The 21,844-nt window shown below is 72.4% G+C and carries 19 protein-coding genes; 8 read left to right on the top strand and 11 right to left on the bottom strand.

All coding sequences use genetic code 11. The features are described 5' to 3' along the window. Positions 1 to 4 precede the first annotated feature (4 nt). On the bottom strand, positions 5 to 769 hold the full coding sequence (locus tag AC4D2C_RS16295) for a hypothetical protein (RefSeq protein ID WP_490915880.1): 765 nt from the start codon (positions 767 to 769) through the stop codon (positions 5 to 7). A gap of 59 nt (positions 770 to 828) precedes the next feature. On the opposite strand from AC4D2C_RS16295, the gene AC4D2C_RS16290 reads away from it, so the two are divergent. Together AC4D2C_RS16290 and AC4D2C_RS16285 are read left to right on the top strand one after the other, a co-directional pair. After that, on the top strand, positions 829 to 1,335 hold the full coding sequence (locus tag AC4D2C_RS16290; RefSeq protein ID WP_490915879.1) for a prepilin peptidase: 507 nt from the start codon (positions 829 to 831) through the stop codon (positions 1,333 to 1,335). A gap of 5 nt (positions 1,336 to 1,340) precedes the next feature. Further along, complete coding sequence (locus tag AC4D2C_RS16285; protein ID WP_490915878.1) at positions 1,341 to 1,811, top strand: NUDIX hydrolase; 471 nt, start codon at positions 1,341 to 1,343, stop codon at positions 1,809 to 1,811. 79 nt (positions 1,812 to 1,890) lie between these two features. Here the strand turns inward: AC4D2C_RS16285 and AC4D2C_RS16280 are convergent, their stop codons facing one another. From AC4D2C_RS16280 to AC4D2C_RS16260, 5 genes are all read right to left on the bottom strand, one after another. Continuing rightward, a complete protein-coding gene (locus tag AC4D2C_RS16280; RefSeq protein ID WP_490915877.1) occupies positions 1,891 to 3,591 on the bottom strand; it encodes an MDR family MFS transporter in 1,701 nt (566 codons plus the stop codon). Further along, positions 3,588 to 4,268, bottom strand: coding sequence for a TetR/AcrR family transcriptional regulator (locus AC4D2C_RS16275; protein ID WP_490915876.1), 681 nt, complete (start codon positions 4,266 to 4,268; stop codon positions 3,588 to 3,590). The genes AC4D2C_RS16280 and AC4D2C_RS16275 overlap by 4 nt, the downstream gene beginning before the upstream one ends. Before the next feature lie 99 nt (positions 4,269 to 4,367). Then, complete coding sequence (locus AC4D2C_RS16270) at positions 4,368 to 5,798, bottom strand: class II fumarate hydratase (protein ID WP_490915875.1); 1,431 nt, start codon at positions 5,796 to 5,798, stop codon at positions 4,368 to 4,370. Positions 5,799 to 5,814: 16 nt separating this feature from the next. Further along, a complete protein-coding gene (locus AC4D2C_RS16265; RefSeq protein ID WP_490915874.1) occupies positions 5,815 to 6,435 on the bottom strand; it encodes a carbonic anhydrase in 621 nt (206 codons plus the stop codon). A gap of 77 nt (positions 6,436 to 6,512) precedes the next feature. Beyond that, positions 6,513 to 7,178, bottom strand: coding sequence for a DUF4245 domain-containing protein (locus AC4D2C_RS16260; RefSeq protein WP_490915873.1), 666 nt, complete (start codon positions 7,176 to 7,178; stop codon positions 6,513 to 6,515). A 153-nt stretch (positions 7,179 to 7,331) separates the two neighbouring features. On the opposite strand from AC4D2C_RS16260, the gene glpX reads away from it, so the two are divergent. Together glpX and AC4D2C_RS16250 are read left to right on the top strand one after the other, a co-directional pair. After that, on the top strand, positions 7,332 to 8,384 hold the full coding sequence (gene glpX / locus AC4D2C_RS16255) for a class II fructose-bisphosphatase (RefSeq protein WP_490905653.1): 1,053 nt from the start codon (positions 7,332 to 7,334) through the stop codon (positions 8,382 to 8,384). Positions 8,385 to 8,410: 26 nt separating this feature from the next. Continuing rightward, complete coding sequence (locus AC4D2C_RS16250; RefSeq protein ID WP_490915872.1) at positions 8,411 to 9,445, top strand: lipid II:glycine glycyltransferase FemX; 1,035 nt, start codon at positions 8,411 to 8,413, stop codon at positions 9,443 to 9,445. 9 nt (positions 9,446 to 9,454) lie between these two features. Here AC4D2C_RS16250 and manA read toward each other — a convergent pair whose 3' ends face one another. Genes manA through AC4D2C_RS16230 form a run of 4 tightly spaced genes read right to left on the bottom strand, consistent with a single transcriptional unit; the run spans position 9,455 to position 14,157 of the window. Beyond that, a complete protein-coding gene (gene manA, locus AC4D2C_RS16245) occupies positions 9,455 to 10,804 on the bottom strand; it encodes a mannose-6-phosphate isomerase, class I (RefSeq protein WP_490915871.1) in 1,350 nt (449 codons plus the stop codon). A gap of 43 nt (positions 10,805 to 10,847) precedes the next feature. Beyond that, a complete protein-coding gene (locus AC4D2C_RS16240; RefSeq protein WP_490915870.1) occupies positions 10,848 to 12,440 on the bottom strand; it encodes an LCP family glycopolymer transferase in 1,593 nt (530 codons plus the stop codon). After that, positions 12,437 to 12,940 carry a 5-(carboxyamino)imidazole ribonucleotide mutase gene (purE, locus tag AC4D2C_RS16235; protein ID WP_490915934.1) on the bottom strand — a complete coding sequence of 168 codons (504 nt, stop codon included), beginning with the start codon at positions 12,938 to 12,940 and terminating at the stop codon, positions 12,437 to 12,439. The genes AC4D2C_RS16240 and purE overlap by 4 nt, the downstream gene beginning before the upstream one ends. A gap of 23 nt (positions 12,941 to 12,963) precedes the next feature. Further along, positions 12,964 to 14,157, bottom strand: a complete 1,194-nt coding sequence (locus AC4D2C_RS16230; protein ID WP_490915869.1) for a 5-(carboxyamino)imidazole ribonucleotide synthase — start codon at positions 14,155 to 14,157, stop codon at positions 12,964 to 12,966. A gap of 281 nt (positions 14,158 to 14,438) precedes the next feature. Between AC4D2C_RS16230 and AC4D2C_RS16225 the strand changes: the two genes are divergently transcribed. Continuing rightward, a complete protein-coding gene (locus AC4D2C_RS16225) occupies positions 14,439 to 15,020 on the top strand; it encodes a GtrA family protein (protein ID WP_490915868.1) in 582 nt (193 codons plus the stop codon). On the opposite strand, the gene AC4D2C_RS16220 is transcribed toward AC4D2C_RS16225, so the two are convergent. Further along, the gene (locus AC4D2C_RS16220; protein WP_490915867.1) at positions 14,995 to 15,696 is read right to left on the bottom strand and encodes a TIGR03089 family protein; all 702 of its coding nucleotides are present in this window, start codon (positions 15,694 to 15,696) and stop codon (positions 14,995 to 14,997) included. The two genes, AC4D2C_RS16225 and AC4D2C_RS16220, sit on opposite strands and share 26 nt — an antisense overlap. Before the next feature lie 261 nt (positions 15,697 to 15,957). Between AC4D2C_RS16220 and AC4D2C_RS16215 the strand changes: the two genes are divergently transcribed. Genes AC4D2C_RS16215 through AC4D2C_RS16205 form a run of 3 tightly spaced genes read left to right on the top strand, consistent with a single transcriptional unit; the run spans position 15,958 to position 21,817 of the window. Further along, complete coding sequence (locus tag AC4D2C_RS16215) at positions 15,958 to 16,539, top strand: WhiB family transcriptional regulator (protein ID WP_490905660.1); 582 nt, start codon at positions 15,958 to 15,960, stop codon at positions 16,537 to 16,539. After that, positions 16,443 to 19,964 carry a glycosyltransferase gene (locus AC4D2C_RS16210; protein WP_490915866.1) on the top strand — a complete coding sequence of 1,174 codons (3,522 nt, stop codon included), beginning with the start codon at positions 16,443 to 16,445 and terminating at the stop codon, positions 19,962 to 19,964. Before AC4D2C_RS16215 ends, AC4D2C_RS16210 begins: the two co-directional genes overlap by 97 nt. After that, positions 19,964 to 21,817 carry a DUF5719 family protein gene (locus AC4D2C_RS16205; protein ID WP_490915865.1) on the top strand — a complete coding sequence of 618 codons (1,854 nt, stop codon included), beginning with the start codon at positions 19,964 to 19,966 and terminating at the stop codon, positions 21,815 to 21,817. The genes AC4D2C_RS16210 and AC4D2C_RS16205 overlap by 1 nt, the downstream gene beginning before the upstream one ends. Positions 21,818 to 21,844 lie beyond the last annotated feature (27 nt).

Genomic DNA, 21,844 nt, shown 5'->3' with positions numbered 1-21,844 from the left:
CCGGCTACCCCACGATCCAGGGGACGTGCCGGCTCACGTCGCTGAGCTCCGGGGGAGCGGCACGGAAGTAGTCGTCGGTCAGGTACTCGTCCACGCCGAGGATCGCGAGGTCGTGGCCGGCGCCCCGGACGGCGCCGTCGAGGGCCGTCGTGGACACGCAGACCGCCGTGCCGACGTCGACGAGTACGCGCGTCCGGCCCTCGCCGATCAGGGGACGGCCGGGCGCGGCGGGCTCGTAGGAGGCGTTCGGGGTGACCGTGGCGGCGAGGACCGGGCGGCCCGCGAACGACTCCTCCGCGATGTCCTCCAGCTCCACGCGGTTCGCGCCCGGGGCCATGGACACCGGCGCGTTGCCTGCCAGCTCGACCGGGTCCAGCATGGACGACCAGCGCGGATCACCGAACACGGCCTCGCCGTAGGCGGCCTCGGGCCGGCGGCGCACGAGCCCGGCGCCGTCGTACACGGGCGTGACGAGGCGGGGCGCCACGAGCCACGACTTCCGCGTGGCGCTGACGTACAGCGCGTCGCGGGATCGTTCGTTGCCCGTGGTGGAGTGCAGCAGCGTGCCGTCCGCGGCCTCGACGCGCAGCGCGGCCGGGCGGCGGAGCCAGGCGCTCAGGGGCGGTGAGGTGTCGAGGCCCTGGTCGGACGGTGCCCGCCAGGCGATCGTGAAGCGCAGGGTCTCCCAGCGCCAGGGGGAGGAGCGGCAGAGGGAGCGGAAGGTTTCCTCCGGCATGGACGCGGAACTGGTGCTGCGCTGGCCCGACATTTCCACAGTGTAACCGGCGCCCCGTCGGCCGGTCAGGGCCACGGGCGTAGCGTGGGGGCGTGACCGCCGTGCTCGCCGACTACCTGGCGCAGGAGCCCCTCGCCTTCGCCCTGCTCGCGGCCGCCCTGCTGGGCTTCGTGACGGTGGGCGGGTGGCTCGGCGTGGTCGACTGGCGCACGCACCGGCTGCCCGACCGTATCGTCCTGCCCGCCTATCCGGGGGCCGTGCTCCTGCTCGGGCTCGCGGCCGGGGTCGCGGGCGAGTGGCACCGGATCCTCGGGATGCTCGCCGGCGGGGCCGTGCTCTGGCTGGGGTTCGGGGCGCTGCACCTGCTGTCCCGGCGGGGGCTCGGCTTCGGGGACGTCAAGCTCGCGGGACTCCTGGGGCTCTACCTGGGCTTCGCGGGAGGTGCCGCGCTGTGGTGGGGTCCCTTCCTCGCCGTCGTGCTCGGCGGTCTTTGGAGCCTCGCGCTCGTCCTGACCGGCCGGGCCACGCCCGCCTCCTCGGTGGCGTTCGGGCCGTTCCTCATCGGCGGGGCGGCCCTGGCGCTCGCTGCACTAGCCTGAGGAGCGTGCCTACACCCGAGTTCGTCGTCGCGCTGCGCGAGAAGATCGGCCACGACCCGCTGTGGCTGCCCGGCGTCGGGGGCGTGGTCCTCGACGACGACGGGCGCGTGCTCCTCGGGCAGCGCGCGGACAACGGCCGCTGGGCCATCATCACGGGCATCGTCGATCCGGGCGAGCAGCCGGCCGTCGCGCTGCGCCGGGAGGTGGAGGAGGAGACCGGCGTCGTCGTCGAGGTGGAGTACCTGCTCGCCACCGGCGTCGACGGTCCCATGACCTTCCCCAACGGCGACGTGTGCACCTTCCTGACCCTCGACTTCCGGTGCCGGTGGGTGAGCGGCACCGCGCGCGTCAACGACGACGAGTCCCTCGACGTCCGCTGGTTCCCGCCGGACGCGCTGCCGCCCCTCAAGCCACGGCACCTCGCGCTGATCCGGCAGGCGGGGACGTCCGACGGCGTGACCCGCTTCGAACGCTGACGCCGCTGACGCCGCCGGCCCGGCAGCCCTCCGTCCGAGGGGCTGCCGGGCCGGTGATGGGCTCGGGGAGCGCGCGAGGTCAGGGCCCGGGTCGCTCCGAGGACCCGTCGCGCGGCCCCGCGGACCGCGTGTCGGACGGCGCGGCGGCGACGGCCACTCCGGACTGCCGTGCAGCGGACGCTGCTGCGGTCTGCTCCCGCTCCAGGCGGTCCGCCTCCTCCCCGCCGATCGCCTCGCCACGCGCCACCATGCCCGAGGTGTCGGACAGCGGGATCTCCCGCAGCAGGAGCGCGAGGACCAGGGCGATCACGAGGAACGGCACGAGGTAGAGGAACACGGGAGCCAGTGACTCGGCGTAGTCACTCACGACGGCCTCCCGCAGCTGGTCGGGCAGTGCGTTCAGTGCCGCGGGGTCGAGGGTCGAGGTCGCCTGGCCTGCTGCCTCGGGGCTCGCACCGGATGCCGCGAACGTCTCCCGCAGCCGCTCGGAGAGGCGGCTGGTGAAGATCGCCCCGAACACGGCGACGCCGAGCGACGCACCGACCTCGCGGAAGTAGTTGTTGGTGCTCGTCGCGACACCGACCATGGTCGGTGCGACCGAGTTCTGCACCACGAGGACGATGACCTGCATGATGAGGCCGAGCCCCGCGCCGAAGAAGAACAGCATGGTGCAGATGACCCAGATGGGGGTGTCGGCGGTGAGCGTGGACATCCAGAGCAGCGTGGCCAGCGTCAGCGAGACACCGATGATCGGGTACTTCCGGTACCGGCCCGTGCGGGAGATCGCGATGCCCGAGAAGATCGACGTGCCCATGAGCCCCACGATCATGGGGACGAGCAGCAGGCCGGAGACGGCTGCCGAGGTGCCGGAGGCCATCTGGAGGAAGGTCGGCATGAAGGCGAGCGCGGCGAACATGCCGAGGCCGAGCGTCAGGCCGATGCCGGTGCTGGTGACGAAGGTGCGGTTGCGGAAGAGCTCGAGCGGGATGATGGGGTCCTCCGCCCGGCGCTCCACCATGATGAAGGCGACCGCCGCGAGGACCATGCCGGCGCCGAAGCTCCAGGTGAGCGGCGAGGTCCAGCCCTCGGCGGCGTCACCGCCGAAGTCCGTGAAGAAGATGAGGCAGGTCGTGGCGATCGACAGCAGGACGACGCCGGGGATGTCGATGCGTTTGGTCGCCTTCTTGGACGGCAGGCGCAGGGTGAACCAGGCGATGGCGAACGCCGCGATGCCGACCGGGATGTTGATGTAGAACGCCCAGTTCCAGGTCAGGTGGTCCACGAAGTAGCCGCCGAGCAGCGGGCCCGCGACGGCGCTGAGGCCGAAGATGCCGCCGAGGGGGCCCATGTACTTGCCGCGCTCGTTGGCGGGCACGATGTCCGCGATGATCGCCTGGGACAGGATCATCAGGCCGCCGCCGCCGAAGCCCTGGATGGCACGGAACACCACGAAGGCCCAGAAGTCGGTGGCGAAGGCGCAGCCGATGGACGCGACGGTGAACAGTGCGATGGCGAAGAGGAAGAGGTTGCGGCGCCCGAGCACGTCACCGAACTTGCCGTAGATCGGCATCACGATGGTAGTGGCGAGCAGGTACGCCGTGGTGATCCACGTCTGGTGCTCGACGCCGCCGAGCTGGCCCACGATGGTGGGCATGGCGGTCGAGACGATGGTCTGGTCGAGGCTGGAGAGCAGCATCCCGGCGATGAGTGCCGAGAAGATGATCCAGATGCGCTTCTGCGTCAGGAGGAGCGGGCCCTCCGGCGCCGTCGTTGTACTCATGCCGGTTCCTGGTTCTGGGATGCGGGGAGGTCGCGGGGGGCCTCCGGGGACGATGGGAAGAGAAGGCGGAGCGCGTCGATGTTGCGGCGGATGACCTCGGGGTAGCTCAGTTCGTTCTCCTCGGCGAAGAACTCGTCGAGGGACCGGCGGGCGAGACCGCCCAGCACGAACGTGGCCACACGGGGCAGAGGATGGTCCGCGGGCAGGCCCTCCCTCGCGATGATGAGGTCGACCAGCAGCTGGGACTTCGCCTCTGCGCGGGCGAAGAGGCGGTGCATGAGCTGCGGCTCCCGGTGCAGGACGGCGGACATCAGCTCGTACTCCTCGCGGGAGATGGCCAGCCGGTCGCCGAACTCCGCGAAGAGGTCGGTGAGCGCGTCGATCAGCGGGATGGGTGGATCGGTGCGTCCCGACAGGACGAAGGCGTCGAGGACCGGCTGCGTCAGCTCCTCGTCGGTGGAGCCGAGGACGGCGTCCTCCTTGGAGGGGAAGTAGTTGAAGAAGGTGCGGCGCGAGATGCCGATCTCGTCGCAGAGCTGCTCGACGGTGAATCCGCCGATGCCGTGCCCGAGCGTCAGCCGGCGGGCCGCCGCCACGAGGGACGAGCGTGTCTGGCGGCGCTTGCGCTCCCGCAGCCCCAGGTCGTCGTTTTTTGCACTGTTCTGCACGGAGTACATATTTGCACTATGAGCTCGTGAGTGCAAGTTCTCCCGGGGACGGAAGAAGGGCGTACCCGGTACGGGTACGCCCTTCCGGAACGGCGGGAGGTGCGGGTGTCAGGCCTGCGGAGGACGCGTCATCGAGAGCACGTCGAGGGCGGAGTCCAGCTGCTCCTCGGTCAGTTCGCCACGCTCCACGAAGCCGAGCGCGATCACGGCTTCACGCACCGTGAGCCCCTCGGCGACGGCCTTCTTCGCGATCTTTGCCGCGTTCTCGTAGCCGATGTGCTTGTTGAGCGGCGTGACGATCGACGGGGAGGCCTCGGCGAGGAAGCGTGCGCGCTCGACGTTGGCGGTGATGCCGTCGATCATGCGGTCGGCGGAGACGCGCGTCGAGTTGCTGAGCAGGCGGATGGATTCGAGCACGTTGCGGGCGATCACGGGGATGCCGACGTTCAGCTCGAACGCGCCGTTGGTGCCGGACCACGCCACGGTGGCGTCGTTGCCGACCACCTGGGCGCACACCATGATGACGGCCTCGGCGATGACGGGGTTGACCTTGCCCGGCATGATCGAGGACCCGGGCTGCAGGTCGGGGAGGGCGATCTCGCCGAGGCCCGTGTTGGGGCCGGAGCCGAGCCAGCGCAGGTCGTTGTGGATCTTGGTGAGCGAGACGGCGATGGTGCGGAGCATCCCGGAGACCTCCACGAGGGAGTCGCGGTTCGCCTGGGCCTCGAAGTGGTCCCGCGCCTCCGTGAGGGGCAGTCCCGTGTCCTCGGCGAGGAGCTCGATGACGCGGGCGGAGAAGCCGGCCGGGGTGTTGATGCCGGTCCCGACGGCGGTGCCGCCGAGAGGCACCTCCGCCACGCGCGGGAGGGAGGCCTCGATGCGCTCGATCCCGTAGCGGACCTGGGCCGCGTAGCCGCCGAACTCCTGGCCGAGGGTCACCGGTGTGGCATCCATGAGGTGGGTCCGGCCGGACTTCACCACCGTGCTGAACTCCTCGGCCTTGCGCTCCAGCGCCTCGGCGAGGTGCGCCAGCGACGGGATGAGGTCCTTCACGAGGGCGGAGGTCGCCGCGACGTGGACGGAGGTCGGGAAGACATCGTTGGAGGACTGCGACGCGTTGACGTGGTCGTTGGGATGCACCGTGGTGGTGCTGCCGGCCGCCTCGAGCGCCCTGCTCGCGAGGGTGGCGATGACCTCGTTGGCGTTCATGTTCGAGGACGTGCCGGAACCGGTCTGGTAGATGTCGACGGGGAAGTCGCCGTCGTACCGCCCCGACGCGACGTCCTCGGCCGCCGCCTCGATCGCCCGGGCGCGCTCCGCGTCGAGCACGCCGAGCTCTGCGTTGGCGGTGGCCGCGGCCTTCTTGATGCGGGCGAGCGCCTCGATGTGCGCGCGCTCGAGGGTGGTGCCGGAGATCGGGAAGTTCTCGACGGCGCGCTGCGTCTGCGCACGGTACAGGGCGTCGACGGGAACCCGCACCTCGCCCATGGTGTCGTGTTCGATGCGGTACTCAGGGCCGGCTGCAGGCGTGGAAGTCATGCGGCAATTCTCGCCTTCAGTCCTTCGGCCTGCCAAATCCCGACACGAGCACGGCCCTGCCCTCGTCCAGGCGGTAGGAGACGCCGATGACGGCGGTGTCCCCGCCGGCGACGGCATCCGCGATGACGCGGGAACTGTCCACCAGCCGGTGCGCCGTCTGCCGCGTGTGCTCGACGACGGTCGCGTTCACATCGGTCACGCCGGCCCGGCGCGCCGTGAGGACCGACGGTGTGATGCGCTCCACGAGGTCGCGGATGAACCCGACCGGCATCTCCCCGGTCTCGACGGCGTTCATGGTCGCCGTGACCGCGCCGCAGCTGTCGTGGCCGAGCACCACGATCAGCGGCACGCCCAGGACGCTGACGCTGTACTCGAGCGAGCCGAGGACGGCGTCGTCGATCACCTGGCCGGCTGTCCGCACCACGAAGACGTCCCCGAGGCCGAGATCGAAGATGATCTCCGCCGCCAGGCGCGAGTCCGAGCAGCCGAAGATGACGGCGAACGGGTTCTGGTCGTTCACGAGGGCGGTGCGGCGGGAGGCGTCCTGGTTGGGGTGGGAGACGTCGGAGGCGACGAACCTCGCGTTGCCCTCCTGGAGGCGGAGCCACGCGTCGGCCGGGGTCAGTTGCTGGGTCACGCCGCCCACTGTACTGGTCCGGCGCCGGTCCGCACGTGTCGGGGCGGATCCGGACCGGTCGGCACCTGCCGTGGAGCTCAGGCGCCGTCCGCGCCGGCAGATGCGAGGCGCTCTGCCTCCTCGACCGCGTTCTGCCGTACATCCTCGACGACGGCGGTCCCCGCGGTGTCGAACTCGGAGAGCGTCGCCTCCCCGTCGAGGATCACCGTGGCGCCGTCGACGTCGGCAGTGAGCACGGTGTCGCCGTCCGACGCATCGAGCAGCTCCCACTCGAGGCCGCCGATGGTACGGGTGCCGGAGACCTGCGCATCACCGATGCGCTGGGCCACCCAGGTGGGGTTGGCGTCGTCGGTCTGGGTGAGCTGGATGAAACCGGCGTCCGAGGTCAGGAACCCGACCTCCCAGAAGTCCACGCCGTCGCTGCGGCCCGTCACCCAGCGCGCGTAGTTCGAGGACCAGCCCTCGGGCAGGGTCGGTGAGGCGGGGAGGTAGCCGGCGTCGCCGGCCGCCTGGCGCGCGATGGTCGAGACGTCGATGTCGCGCCGGTAGGTCTCGGCCGTGTACGTGGGGTTCAGGAAGTAGACGGGGAGCACGACGGCGATCGTCGCGCCCGTGGCGATCAGCATGCCGCGCGCTGTCGCGCTGGTGCGCTTGGCCTGGTTGGGGGTGAGGGTGATGGGTGGCGCGTCGTCGTCCAGCTCCGCCTCGGGGCCGGGGGTCCGCTCGTCGCTCTGATCGCTCACCCCTCCATTTTCGCTGATGCTGCCCGTGCCGCCTAACCGGAGCAGCCCGTACGGGCCGATGCGTCGGCAGCATCACAGGAACAGCAGCGCGCGGCGCGCCTATGATGGCAGCACGGCACCATCGGGCCCGCGGGGACCCGACCACCTTCGACGATGAGGATCGACGTGTCCCAGAACGCCAGCAACGCCCAGTACTCCACCCTCTCACCGGCGCTCGCCGTCGGGGACGACGAGCCGGACCGGAACCTCGCCCTCGAACTCGTCCGCGTCACGGAGGCCGCGGCGATCGCCGGCGGCCACTGGGTGGGCTTCGGCGACAAGAACCTGGCCGACGGCGCCGCCGTGGACGCCATGCGCTCGCTCCTGCAGACCGTCCACTTCAACGGCGTGGTGGTGATCGGCGAGGGCGAGAAGGACGAGGCGCCCATGCTCTTCAACGGGGAACGCGTTGGCGACGGCAGCGGCCCCGAGTGCGACGTCGCCGTCGACCCCATCGACGGAACCCGCCTGACGGCCCTGGGCATCAACAACGCGCTCGCGGTGCTCGCCGTCGCCGAGCGCGGCTCGATGTTCGACCCGTCCGCCGTCTTCTACATGGAGAAGCTCGTGACCGGCCCCGAGGCGGCCGACATGGTGGACCTGCGTCTGCCCGTGAAGCAGAACCTGCACCTCATCGCGAAGGCCAGCGGCAAGAAGGTCAGCCAGCTCAACGTCATGATCCTCGACCGCGACCGGCACAAGCCCCTCGTCGAGGAGATCCGCGCCGCCGGGGCGCGCACCAAGTTCATCATGGACGGTGACGTCGCCGGAGCCATCGCCGCGGCCCGCGAGGGCACCGACGTCGACGCCCTCATGGGGATCGGCGGGACCCCCGAGGGCATCGTGGCGGCCTGCGCCATCAAGTCCCTCGGCGGTGTCATCCAGGGCCGCCTGTGGCCGACCAGCGACGAGGAGAAGCAGAAGGCCCTCGACGCCGGTCACGACCTCGACCGCGTGCTCTCGACCGACGACCTCGTCACGAGCGACAACTGCTACTTCGCCGCCACCGGCATCACCGACGGCGACCTGCTGCGCGGCGTGCGGTACAGCAAGGACAAGGTCCTCACCCAGTCCATGGTCATGCGCTCCAAGTCGGGCACCATCCGCGTGGTCGACGGCGAGCACCAGGCCCACAAGTGGGAGACCTACGCCCGCGTCAAGGACTAGGGCGTCCACCCCTATAGGCTGGTCGGATGAGTCTTTCCGTGTCGCCCTGTTCCGACCGCGCCCGGTGGGACACCACCGTCGATGAGCTGGGCGGGCATCCCCAGCAGCTGTGGGGGTGGGGGCAGACGAAGGCGGCGCACGGCTGGAGCGCCGATCGCGTGCTCGTCGCCGAGGACGGCGTCGTTGTGGGCGCAGCCCAGCTCGTGGTGCGGTCCCTCCCGCTGCCGCTGCGGAGCCTCGCATACATCCCGCGCGGACCCCAGGCCGCGGAGGGCCGGGAGGTCGAGGTCCTCGCGGCGGTCGCCGGGTACGTGCGCGAGGCCCACGGCTCGGTGGCGCTCTCGATCGAACCGGACTGGGACGCCGCCGACGACGTCGTGACGGCGCTGCCGGCCGCGGGCTGGAGGCGGAGCACCAACACCATCCTCATCGGGCGGACCCTCATCCTGGATCTGGGCCGCACGGAGGATGAGCTGCTCGCCGACATGACGAAGAAGCACCGCCAGTACATCCGGAAGTCCGGCCGGGAGGACCTCACGATCCGCCGCGTGCTGCGGAGCGAGATCCCCGCCTGCCTCGACGTCTACCGGCTGACCGCCGAGCGCGCCGGGTTCGGCATCCACGAGGACTCCTACTACCTCGACATCTTCGACAACCTCGGCGACGCCTCGCCCGTATACGCGGCGTTCCAGGGCGACGACGTGGTCGCGTTCCTGTGGATCTCCGCGACGCACACGACCTCCTTCGAGCTCTACGGCGGGATGACCGAGGAGGGCGAGCGGCTCCGCGCCAACTACGCGCTGAAGTGGTTCGCCATCCGGGAGATGAAGGCGCGCGGCGTGACCCGCTACGACTTCAACGGCCTCCTCAACGACGGCGTGTCCCGCTTCAAGATGGGCTGGGCACAGCACGAGGACCAGCTCGCCGGCACCTGGGACCTGCCGCTCTCCCCGTTCTACCCGGTGTTCAGCCGGGCCCTGCCCCTCGCCAAGCGCGGCATGCAGCTCGCGCGCCGGCAGGCCGGCCGCGCGGTCGGCGCGGTGCGGCGGGTGCGCGGCTAGCGGCCGCTCCTACAGCGACGGCATCGCGCCGCCGACCGTGACGGCGAACGCCAGCACGGGGCCGTCCGTCGCCCCGTGCCCGTCGGCTGCCGGGCGGACGACGAGCGGCGCCTCCGACGCCCCCACGAAGGCGCTGCCGCCGCGCGGCACCACGAGCGTGGAGTTCGGGGTGTCGAGCAGGATCGGTCCGCTGACGGCCAGGACCACCACGGGCCCGTTCTGCACCACGGGGACGTGCGCGGGGGTGAGACTCTCGCCCGCAGGGAGGGGCCCGCGCGGATCGTCGTCCCCGCCGGCGCTCTCGCCCGGCTCGCCCGCGGCACCCGCCGCGGGGTCCGAGAGCTCGATCCGCTGGAGCTGGAACTCGTCGAACGGCGGCCGGTAGAGCTCCTGGTCGAGGAGCGTGGTGTCGGGCGTCAGCGCCGGGGGACCGAGCGGTTCGAAGACCACGGTGGCGAGCAGCTCCCCGGTGTCCACGTGCTTGGGCGTGAGGCCTCCCCGCAGGACGTTGTCCGAGGATGCCATGACCTCGATGCCGAGCCCGCTCAGGTACGCGTGGATGTTCCCGGCCGGCAGGTACAGGGCCTCCCCGGGGCGCAGCGACACACGGTTGAGCAGCAGGGCCACGAGGACGCCGGGATCGCCCGGGTACTGGCCCGAGAGCTCGGCGATGGTGGCGAGGTCGCCGGCGACGGAGTCTCCGGATCCCGTCCCGTCCCGGCGCGCTGCGGCCTCGACCTCGTCGACGACCCCGCGCGGGGCCTCGAGCAGCAGCGTGAAGGACGATCGCAGGGCCGTGTCGTCCCCCGAGGCGAGGTGCGCTGCGACGTCCTCGAGCAGGGCGTGGGCCGGGGAGCCGGGCGGGACGGCGGCGGCGAGCACCGTGAACACCCCGGCGGCCTCGGGCAGGGGCCGGAACCCGCAGAGGGCCTCGAACGGCGTCAGGGCGTAGATCATCTCGGGCTTGTGGTTCCGGTCCCGGTAGTTGCGGTGCGCCGCGTCGCGGGGCACGCCTGCAGCCTCCTCGGCGTCGAACCCCGCGGCCGCCTGCTCCAGGCTCGGGTGCACCTGCAGGGACAGGGCGGAACCGGCGGCGAGCACCTTCAGCAGGAACGGCAGGCGGTTCCCGAACCGCCCGGCCACCGACTCGCCGAGCAGCCCCGCGGGGTCCCGCTCGATGAGCTCGTGCAGGCTGTCCCGGGCGCCGTCGGGGTGGACCACGTGCGACGGCGAGTCGGGGTGGGCCCCGATCCACAGTTCGGCCTCCGGGCCGCCGGAGGGCTCTCGGCCGAGCAGGTCGGCGATGGCGCGTTCCGATCCCCACGCGTAGGGGCGGAGGGTGTTGTCGAGGAGGTACATCGTGGTCGGTCCTTCGGCTGGTCGGGGTGGTGCGGGCAGCGGGTCAGGCGGGGGAGCACTGCCCGTTGTCGGCCAGCAGGTCACCGAGGGTCGCGTCGTCGCCGATGGTGGCGAGCTCCTGCAGGTACTCCTCGGTGATGCCGTCGTCCGGGACCTGCGCCGGGACCTGCGCCGGGACCTGCGCCGGGATAACGACGCCCGCGCGTTCGAGCTGTAGCGGGGCGTCGGCCGCGGGGTCGGCCGTACCTTCCGCGAACATGCCCTGCACGCGCTCGTGGATGAGGTCGAAGTCCGGGTAGGTCACGAAGTTGTCCGCGGGGGTGCCGAAGTCCGGGGGGCCGATGATCAGGCGGCGGGTGTCCTGTCCCTGGGCCTTGAGGCCGAGGTCCACGAAGCTGGCCAGCTGGTCCTGGGGGATGTCCGTCTCGACGATCTGCGTGCCCGCGGCCGCGATCGACTGGAAGCGGGTGAGCACGGTCGCGGGGTCGAGCTGCGCGATCATGGCCTGCTGGACGCACTGCTGGCGGGAGATGCGGTCGTAGTCCGTCACGAACTCCCGCGACCTCGCGTACCAGAGGGCGTGGTACCCGTCGAGCGTCTGCACGCCCGGCTTGATCCAGCCGTCGGGCGGGTAATGGCGGATGGGGTCGGTGCCGGGGATCTCGGCGGCGGTGATCGGCACCCAGCCGCCGGCGTCGATCCTGATGCCGCCCATGGCGTCCACGAGCTGCTCGAAACCGTTCATGTCGACGAGGAGGTAGGACTGCACCTCGATCCCGAGCACGCCGCTCGCGGCGTCCATCATGGCCTCGGCTCCTGGGTCCGCGGCCCCCGGGTACAGGTCGGGGTAGCTCTGCGTGACGTCGGTGTAGAGGCTGTTGATGATGCAGGGGTCGCCGCAGTTGTAGCCGTCGGGGTAGACCTCCCAGAGCGGGGAGTCCTCGGAGAACCGGGCGTTCTGGAAGTTGCGGGGGATGCTGAACGTCACGGTCGCGCCGGTCTCGGCGTCCACGCTGATCACGGAGATGCTGTCCGGGCGCCGGCCCGTGCGGTCCTCGCCCGCATCGCCGCCCATGAGCAGGAAGTTGTACCGGCCGTCCACGGGGTCGAAGGCCGGGCCCGACTGGAAGATCGAGCCCACCGTCGACCGGCCGACGCCGAGCACGTAGGCGCCGTAGGCGAGCGATCCGCTGGTGAGGACCATGAGGAGCGCCAGGGCGCCGGCCACGAGGGGCCGGACGCGGCGCTCGAGCAGGGGCATCCGGATGAGCCGCAGCGTGTTGACGAACAGCAGCGCCCAGCCGATGGCGACGCCGAGGAGCACGACGATCAAGGCGAGGGACCACCAGCGGTGGGTGACGAGGCCCACCGCGAGGGTGCGGTCGGTGAGGGCGAGCACGAGCCCGAGCACGATCAGTGCCCAGCACGTGAACGTGGTCTTGAGGGCTCGTCGGCCGAGCCGCCGGTCGCCGGCGACGATCTGCGCGGAGCCCGGCAGCACGAGGGTCAGGGCCAGCAGCACGAACGCCCGCTTCGTGCGGACCTCGGGCGGCGCCGCCTCCGGGTAGCGGACGGGGTTGGTGAGTCCGGCGGAGCCGGTGGAGTCCGTGCCGATCACGCGGGTGCCGGTGATCACTCGTCGTCCGCCGTGGAGGCTGCGATGCGGGACCGCAGGGCGGCGCCCTTCTCCTCCGCGGTCGCCCGGAGGGCGCCGGCGAATTCGACGAGCTGCGCGCGGAGCATCGAGGCCTGGTCGTCGGACCCGGCGGCCAGGATGCGGACGGCGAGCAGCCCGGCGTTGCGGGCGCCCCCGATCGACACCGTGGCGACGGGCACGCCGGCGGGCATCTGGACGATCGACAGCAGGGAGTCCATGCCGTCGAGGTAGCGCAGGGGCACGGGGACGCCGATCACGGGTAGCGGCGTCACGGAGGCGAGCATCCCCGGGAGGTGCGCCGCACCGCCGGCACCGGCGATGAGAACACGCAGGCCACGGTCGGCTGCCGTCCGCCCGTACTCGATCATGGTGTCGGGCATGCGGTGGGCGGAGACGACGTCGGCCTCGTAGGGGATCGAGAACTCGGCCAGCGCGGCCGCTGCAGCCTCCATCACGGGCCAGTCCGAGTCCGACCCCATCACGAGGCCTACCTGGGCGTTCGTCACTGCATTCCCTTCGGTGGAGTGTTCTCGGAGGAGGGCGGCTCCATGCCGTCACGCAGGATCGCGGCAACCCTCGAGGCCCTCGCGCGGACGGCGTCGAGCGGCTCCCCGGGAGCCGCCAGCGCGTTCACATGGCCGATCTTGCGGCCGGGACGTACGCCCTTGCCGTAGAAGTGCACCTTAGCGGACGGACCTGAGGACAGGGCCGACGGGTAAGCCGAGTAGATGTCCGTGTTGGACCCGCCGAGCACGTTCTTCATGACCGCGTGCCGGGCCAGGGCGTGCGTGGCACCGAGCGGCAGGTCGAGCACCGCCCGGAGGTGCTGCTCGAACTGGCCCGTGGCGGCACCGTCCATGGTCCAGTGCCCGGAGTTGTGCGGGCGCATGGCGAGCTCGTTGATCAGGTACCCGGCTCCGGCACCGGGTGTCTCGAACAGCTCCACCGCCATAACACCCGTGACTCCCAGGCGTTCGGCGAGACGCAGCGCGGCTGCCGTGACGGCGTCGGCGACCGCGCGGGGGAGATCCGGGGCGGGCGCGAGGACCTCGTCGCACACGCTGTCCACCTGGATGGATTCGACGACCGGCCACGTGACGGCGTCGCCGGACGGGCGCCGCGCCACGAGTACGGAGAGTTCACGGCTGAAGGGCACGAACTGCTCGACGAGGAGCTCGCCGCCGGTGAACCACGACGCGGCGGCCGTGAGGCCCCCGCGGTCGCGCACCACGAGCACGCCCTTGCCGTCGTACCCGCCGCGCGGCGTCTTCAGGACCACGGGCCACCCGACGGCATCCGCGAAGGCCTCGACGTCGGCGATCGTCCGCACGGCCCGCCAGGCGGGGTTCGGCAGACCGAGGTCCTCGACCGCCTGCCGCATCACGAGTTTGTCCTGGGCGTGGCGAAGGGCCTGCGGCGCGGGGTGGAGGGCGACGCCGTCGCGGGCGAGTTCCTCCAGCAGTTCGCCGGGCACGTGCTCGTGGTCGAAGGTCACCACGTCGACGCCCGCGGCGAAGGCGCGCAGCGTGCCGAGGTCACGGTAGTCGCCGACCTCGGCGTGGGCCACGGCAGCCACCGCGGAGACGTCCGGGCCCTCGGCCAGGACGCGGAGTTCGAGGCCGAGTTCGACGGCGGGACCGGCCATCATCCGGGCCAGCTGGCCGCCGCCGATCACGCCTATCACGGGAAAAGTCACCGTTACAGCGTACCCACGGCGCCGTCCCGGCCCGCCATCCGCCGGGCGTGGCCCCGCCCTTCCGGTCACATTTCCGGGAAGCTCCCAGGGTGCCGGCGGGGGATCGGCGACGCGGCAGCGGGGCCGACACCGTAAAATAGGGTCGAAACACGCCATGCAAAGGTCAGCCGGGGTGGGTTGCTCTGCCGGCTCCTCCCGCGGTTCGTCCTGCAGTCGCCGGGAGACATGCGCCCTGCGGCGGCGTTCGGACCCGACCGCGGAGGTAAGCAGTGGCAGGACTCATGGACAGGCTCAGGGGCCTCGCATCCCTCTTCTGGCGGGAGGTGGCGAAGTTCGGCGCCGTCGGAGGCGTGGCCTTCGTGATCGACAACGGGCTGTACTGGTACCTGATCCACGGGCCCATGAGCGGCAGCGAGGTCAAGGCGCGCTTCGTCTCGGCGGGCGTCGCCACGGTCTTCGCGTGGGTGGCGAACCGCTACTGGACGTTCCGCCACCGCCGCCAGCCCAATGCGGCCCGCGAGCTCGCCATGTTCGTCTTCATCAACGTGATCGGCATGGGCATCGCCGCAGGCTGCGTGTGGGTCGCGAAGTACGCCTTCGACGTCACCGAGCCGGGCGCCCTGTTCGTCGTCGGCATCTTCGGCACGGTGCTCGCCACCCTCGTGCGCTTCGTGGCCTACCGCTTCTGGGTGTTCAACGTCGAGCTCGACGCCGAGCCCGAGTTCAGTCACGACCAGGAGCTCCTCCACCCGCGGACCGACGCGCTGCGCCAGCAGGCCGCGACGGCGCCGGCGGAGGCGAAGGAGACGCCGGCACCGGGTGCACCGGGTGAGCCGGTCAGGCAGTCCCCAGCCGGCCCGTGACGCGCTCGCCGGTCAGCAGGCGATCGGTGACCGGTAGGCCGTCCTCGACGAGCACGAGCACGCCGCCCTGCGCCCAGACGGCCAGCGCCGCGGCGAGGGTCCGCTCGAGGCCGGCTCCCGGCTCCAGCAGCAGGGTGGGCCCATCCGTGTCGGTGTCACCCGGGGCCGCCGGCAGTGTGACGGTGTCCAGCAGGTCCTGCGCCGTCAGGGTCCGGACGCCCGCCTGCAGCAGAGGGGCGTCGTCGTCGACGGACTGCCCCTGGTAGACGTCGCCGTGCGACCGCACTTCCGCGGCGAAGTCCACGGCCCCCCGGGGTAGCGGCCCGTCCCAGCCCAGGGCGAGTGAGCCGAGCGCCACGCAGACCAGCAGGCCCGACGGCGCGGCCTCCGGATCGGGGCGCGAGGACAGGACGATGTCCGCGTAGGGCGGGGAGGCCGTCTCCTCCGGCAGGACCACGAGTGCGCCGACCTGCCAGCAGGCGAACGCGAGGGCGAGGGACTTCCAGTGCGGGGGCAGGTCGAGGGCGATCCGGCTGGTGTCGGTCGCGTCGAGCTCGTCGACGAGGAGGTTGCTGCTCTTCGCCACCCAGTTGTCGAACACGCGTCCGGACAGCTCGATCCGGCCGTCCTGTCCGTGCCAGACCAGGCGGGGGGAGGAGGGGTTGACGGACCTCATGGAGGACAGGATGCGTAAGGGTGGCTGTGGCATGATGGGCTTCCGGCTCGGTCGGAGACTACTTGGACGCGCCGACGAAGACAGGTAGTGGAGTCGGCGTGGCGCTCGTGATTCTGCGGTAGCGAATCTATATCATCCGCCCGACCGCTTGACGAAAATCGACTTACACCCGTGTAATTAGACATCGGATTGGTTCCAGCAGCGGGGCGCGAGGGTCGACCCATGCTGATGTTGGAACGGAAACACCGGAAGGGCTTACTCATGGGGCAGGCAGAACGCACTCACGCACGACCAGATATCGCGGCGCAGGCATCAGCGCGCTACGGATCGAGGGGCGTTCCTGCCGACTGGTTCCTGGACCCGGCCGATCCCCTGGCGGGCGAGCGCTACCGGGAAACCCGGTCCCCTCTCGAAGATCAGGCCACTGTCTTCCTCGCCGCCCAGGAGGCGCTCGCAGCACTCCCCGACGTGGACGGCCCCAGCAGCCTCCTCGTCCTCCCGACCGTGGCTCCCGGCTCCTACGGCATCCTGCCCGGCGTGCACGAGGACGCCCGCCCGGCTCCCGCCGGCCGGCCCGGCTGGCCCGGCCAGCCCATGGCCCCCGGGAACGTCGACGACGACGGCGAACTCTCCTGGCAGGCCGACGCCCTGTGCGCGCAGACCGATCCCGAGGCCTTCTTCCCGGAGAAGGGCGGCTCGACCCGCGACGCCAAGAAGGTCTGCGGCTCGTGCATGGTGCGATCCGAGTGCCTCGAGTACGCACTCGAGAACGACGAGCGCTTCGGTATCTGGGGCGGACTCTCGGAGCGCGAGCGGCGCAGGTTGCGGAAGCGAGCGGTCTGATTCCGCTGCCCCTCCGCGTCACCGCCGTTGTCGTAGCCCACAACGGCGCCGCGTACCTTCCGACCACCCTGGAAGCACTGGAACGCCAGACCCGCCGGGCTGACTTCTGCGTCGGCGTCGACACCGGGTCCACCGACTCCTCGGCCTCCATCCTCCAGCTCGAGCTGCCCACGGGCAGCCCGGTGGTGGGGGCTCCCGCCCGGGCCGGCTTCGGCACCGCGGTGCGGACCGCCGTCGCGGAGATCCCCGGCCGGGGCGGCACCGGGGACACGACGGACTGGCTCTGGCTCCTCCACGACGACTCCGCGCCCGAGCCCGGGGCGCTCGCCGAACTCCTCCTCGCCGTCGAGCGTGCACCCTCGGTGACCATCGCCGGGGCCAAGCAGGTGGGCTGGGACGACCGGCGCGCCCTGGTGGACGTGGGCCTGTCCATCAGCAGGTGGGCCGAGCGGCTCACGCTCATCGACGTCGGCGAGCACGACCAGGGGCAGTACGAGGCCCGCAGCGACATGTTCGCCGTGAACTCCGCCGGCATGCTCGTGCGCCGCGACGTCTGGGACGCCCTCGGAGGGTTCGACCCCGCCCTGCACGGTGTGGGCGACGACGTGGACCTGTGCTGGCGCAACCGCCTCGCCGGGAACCGCGTGGTGGTGGTGCCCGCCGCCGTGATGCGTCATGCCACCGCCAGGCCCCACCCCGTCTCCACGCCGCATGCCGCGCGCGCCGCCGAGGTGTACCTCCGGCTCAAGCACGCCGCGCCCCTGAACGTCCCGTTCCTCGCGGTCGGCGCCGTCCTCGGAGGGCTGGGTCGGCTCCTCCTCGGCCTGCTGGCGAAGGACCCGGCGCACGGCACGGGCCAGCTGCTCGGCAGCCTCGCCGGGGTCAGCCGCCCCCTGCAGCTCTGGCGCTCGCGCCGCTCCGCCGCGCGGACCCGGCAGCTGCCGCGCTCGATCGTCCGCTCCCTGGTCACGTCACGGCGCGAGGTCTGGTCCCACCGCAGGTCCGTGGTGGACGCGTTCACCTCGCGCGGCGCGCAGGCCGGCTCCCACGGGCTGCAGGACGCGGAGGAGTACATCCCGTCCGGGGACAGCAACGACGACTTCACGGCCCTCGCCACTCCCGCGCGCCTGTGGGTCGGCGCCGGGGCGGTGCTCGCCGCCGTCGTCCTCCTCGCCGCCGCCCTCACGGGCCTGCGCCGGCTCGTCGGGGCCGGTGCCCTGGCAGGCGGCGCGCTGCTGCCGGCCTCGGAGACCCCGGAGGCGATCTGGGCGAACGCGACCACCTGGTGGACGGGCCTCGGCACCGGGTTCGCCGCCCACGGCTCCCCGTTCTCCTACGTCCTCTGGCTCCTGTCCCTCCTCGGGTTCGGCTCGGCGAACACGATGATCGTGATCACGGTGGTCTGCGCGCTGCCGCTGGCGGGACTGTCCGCGTGGATCGCGGCCGGCGCGCTGACGCGCTCGCGCGGCCTCCGGCTCTGGGCCGCGTTCTTCTGGGGCGCCGCACCCGCCCTCCAGGTGGCCCTCGGCAGCGGTCGCCTGGGAGCGCTGATCGCCCACCTCCTGCTGCCCCTGGCACTGCTCGGGGTGGTCCGCGCGGTCGGTGCCGCCCTGCCCTCGCGGACACTGCCCGACGGCGTGCTCACGCCGGGCGTCAATGGCAGCCGCAGCTGGACCGCGGGCGCCTCCGCAGGACTCGTCCTCGCGATCGTCACCGCCAGCGCGCCGTCCCTCCTCGTGGTGGTCGTCGCAGCGCTCGGAGTCGCGCTGATCGTCGGCGGACGCAGGGCCCGTACGCTCTGGTGGACGCTCCTGCCCGTCGTCGCGCTCCACCTGCCGTACGCCCTGTCCGCGGTGCGCGCACCCCGCGGGATCCTCGGCGATCCCGGGGTGCCCACGCCCTTCGACCCTGCGGCTCCCTGGCAGCACCTCCTCGGGTTCCCCGTGTCCTTCGACCCCCTCCTCCCACCCGCCGCGGCCGGCTTCCTGGGCGCCGGGCCGTGGTCGCTCGTCGCCGCCGTCCTCATCGGCGGCCCCGTCGTCGTGCTCGCCGCCACAGCCCTCTTCTCCCGCTGCAGCCGCGGGCGTGTCGTGCGCCGGTCCTGGCTGCTCGCCGTCCTGGCGCTCGCGGTGGTGGCCATGGCGCCCGTCCTCCCCGTGGCGCTCGGCACCGGGTCGTTCATCCCGGTCTTCCCGGGCCCGCTGGTGTCCGTGGTCGCCCTCTGCCTCCTGGCTGCCGCGCTGTCGCGCCTGCCAGGGCGCGACGACACGGCGCCCGCCCCGCGCCCCGGGGCCGGCCGCCGCTCCCTCTGCCTCGCCGGCGGACTCGTCCTCGCCGTCGGCCCGCTCCTGAGCCTCGGCCTGTGGCTCACCCCCGAGCTCACGGGCCCGCCCGCAGCGGTCGCCGAACCCGTGGTCATCCCCGGAACTCCCGTCGAGGAGGCCTCCGATGCCGGGCAGGGCACCACCGACTTCGGCACGGCCGTGGGACTCGACCCCGTGGCCCGACGCCCGCTGCCGGCGACAGCCGCGGACCGCGGCAACGGCCCGGACCGGACGCGCACGCTCGTCATCTCGGTCGACGACGACGACACCGTGGGGGCCTCCCTCATGCGCGGATCCGGGACCACCCTCGACGCGCTGAACCCGGTCTACGCCGCGCGCACCCTCCAGGGCGGGCAGGACGTCACGCCCGCGGACGACAGCGCCTCCGCCCGGACCCTGCGCACCACCGTCGCTGTGATCGTCGGCGCGAGCGGCGCCGATCCGCGCAGCGACCTCCGTGATCTCGGCGTCGGGTTCGTGGTCCTGCAGCAGTCCGGTACCGCCGGCGATTTCCTCGGCAGCCGGATCGACTCCGTTCCGGGCCTCACCGCCGTGGGCGACACCGACGCCGGACGCCTGTGGCGCGTGGCCGCGACCACCCTCGACGACGGGACGGAGGACGCGGGCGACCGCACGGCACGCGTGCGGGTGGTCGACGCCGACGGCCGGACCGAGGCGATCGTCCCGTCCTCCGCGGTCCTCGCCGAGGGCACCGTCCCTCCCGGCGCGGAGGGCAGGAAGCTCGTCCTGGCCGAGGAGGCCGACCCCGGGTGGCAGGCGAACCTCGGCGGAGAACGGCTCGACGCCGCATCCGACGGCTGGCAGCAGGCGTTCGACCTGCCGGCAGTCGGCGGCGACGTCACGGTGTCCTTCGTCAGCCCGTTCCAGCCGTGGGCCGAGGGAGTCCAGGCGGTGCTCCTCGCGCTCACGGTCCTCCTGGCCATCCCGCTGCCGTCGCGTCCGCGCGTCGTGCGGCCCAAGGACGGCCGCCGCCCCCAGACGCCCCCACCCGGGCCGTCGCAGGACGCCACGACCCGCGCGGACGACGGCGCCCGCGACGACGACCTGCAGCCCGTGACCAGTGGAAGTAGCCCGATGTGATGTGGGGACGCAAGCGGAAGCCGCTGCAGCACGAGGCGGGGACTCCTCCGGAGACCGCCGTCGGCCCGGAGGCCATGATGGAGCCGGCGCCTGCCGCGCGGGAGATCGACGAGCCCGTCGTCGAACCGACGCCGGACGCCGGCGCTTCAGCTCCCGACGCCGCCAGTGACACCGGTGACACCGGTGACGCCGACGCGGCCGTCGCCGCTCGCGCCGTCGCCCGTGACAGGGCCGCGCCCGGCGGCGCCCGCCGTGCGCGCCTGGGTGGTGCCGTCGGTGCCGCGACGGGCGTCGTGCTCCTCGCGGCGACTGCCGCCATCTCCTCCGGGACCGTGACGGACCCCCTGGTCCGGTCCGTGGCGACCGACCTCCCGGTACCGGCCGCCGCCGTGCCCGCCGGCGACTACACGGCCGTCTGCCCCGCCCCGCCCCGCCTGCTCGAGGCCGCCCCGGAGGGTGCCGATCCTCAGTTCGGCCCCGCGTCCGCGACGGCCAGGACCACAGTCGCCGCGCTCGTGCTGAGCGACCTCAGTGCCACGCTGACCGGCAGCGGGCTGCTGCCCGTGGGCACCGGCGCGCCGCTGTCGATGATCAAGGAATTCGCGCCCGAGGCGTCCCTCACCGCAGAAGGCCCCGCCAGTAGCGGTGCGGACGGTCTGACCAGCCGGGTCGCCGGGGTCACCCGGACCATCGCGGTGGACGCCCCGTCGCTCTTCCGTGCACAGCCGCAGGGCGGACTCACCCCGGTGGCCGCGGCGACCTCCACGTACACCGCCACCGACGGCGATCTCCGGGGGCTCGCCGCCACCGGCTGCCAGGCGCCGTCGAACGACTTCTGGCTCCTCGGCGCCTCCACCACGGTGGGGGCCTCCGCCGTCCTCACCCTGACCAACCCGACCGGGACGCCCGCCACCGTGACCCTGGAGCTGTTCGGCCAGGACGGGCCCCTCGAGGCCGTCGGGACCCGGGGCCAGCTCGTCGCGCCGGGCGAGACCCGGCGGATCGTCCTCGCGGGCCTCGCCGGCAACCAGGACCAGGTGGCGGTGCGCGTCCGCAGCGACGGCGGACGCGTCACGGGCGTGATCCAGCAGAGCCTGCTGCGCGGCCTCACCCCGGGCGGCGTGGAACTGCTCTCCCCGACGGCGGCCGCCGGCGTCACGCAGGTGGTGCCCGGCGTCGTCGTGCAGGACGCGGCGACGGCACGGCGCATCCGCGAGCATGAGGGCTACGGCACCGCGGCCCCCGCGCTGCAGGTGCTCGTCCCCGGGTCCAGCGACGCCGTGCTGGACATCAAGGTCTACGGGCCCGACGGCGTCGTGGACCTGCCCGGCGGAGGAGTGGCGACCGCCGCAGCAGGCTCGGTGATGAGCGTCCCCCTCACCGACCTGCCAGAAGGCACCTACACGATCGCCGTGACCTCGGACGTCGCCGTGGTGGCGTCGGCGCGCGTCACCCGCGGCATCGACGGCGGCGGGAAGCCCGTGGACTTCGGAGGGGCACCGTCCGCCGTCCGTCTGGGTACCGATCATGCGATGGCCCTGGCCGAGGGCGTGGACGCGGCCCTCGTGCTGGGTGCACCGAGCGGCAGGGGAGAGGTCACCCTGACCCCCGTCGCCGCGGACGGCGCGCTCGGTGACCCGGTGGTGATCGGCATCGCGGGCGGCACCTCGGTCACCGTACCGGCGTCCGCCCTCGGCAGGGCTCCCGCCGGCGTCCTCATCGATGCGACGGGGGACCCCGTTTACGGGGCGCAGGTCATGACCCTCCCCGGCGCGGTCGCCGGTATCGCGGTGGCCAGCGTCCCGCCCGGCGCCGCGGGCCCGCAGGCCATCCCGGTGGAACTCCGGTACTGATTCCGGTACGGGCGGCGCCCGCCTCGG

It is taken from the genome of Arthrobacter sp. TJ-240, assembly GCF_058269195.1.
This window is presented reverse-complemented; position numbering and strand designations above follow the sequence as displayed.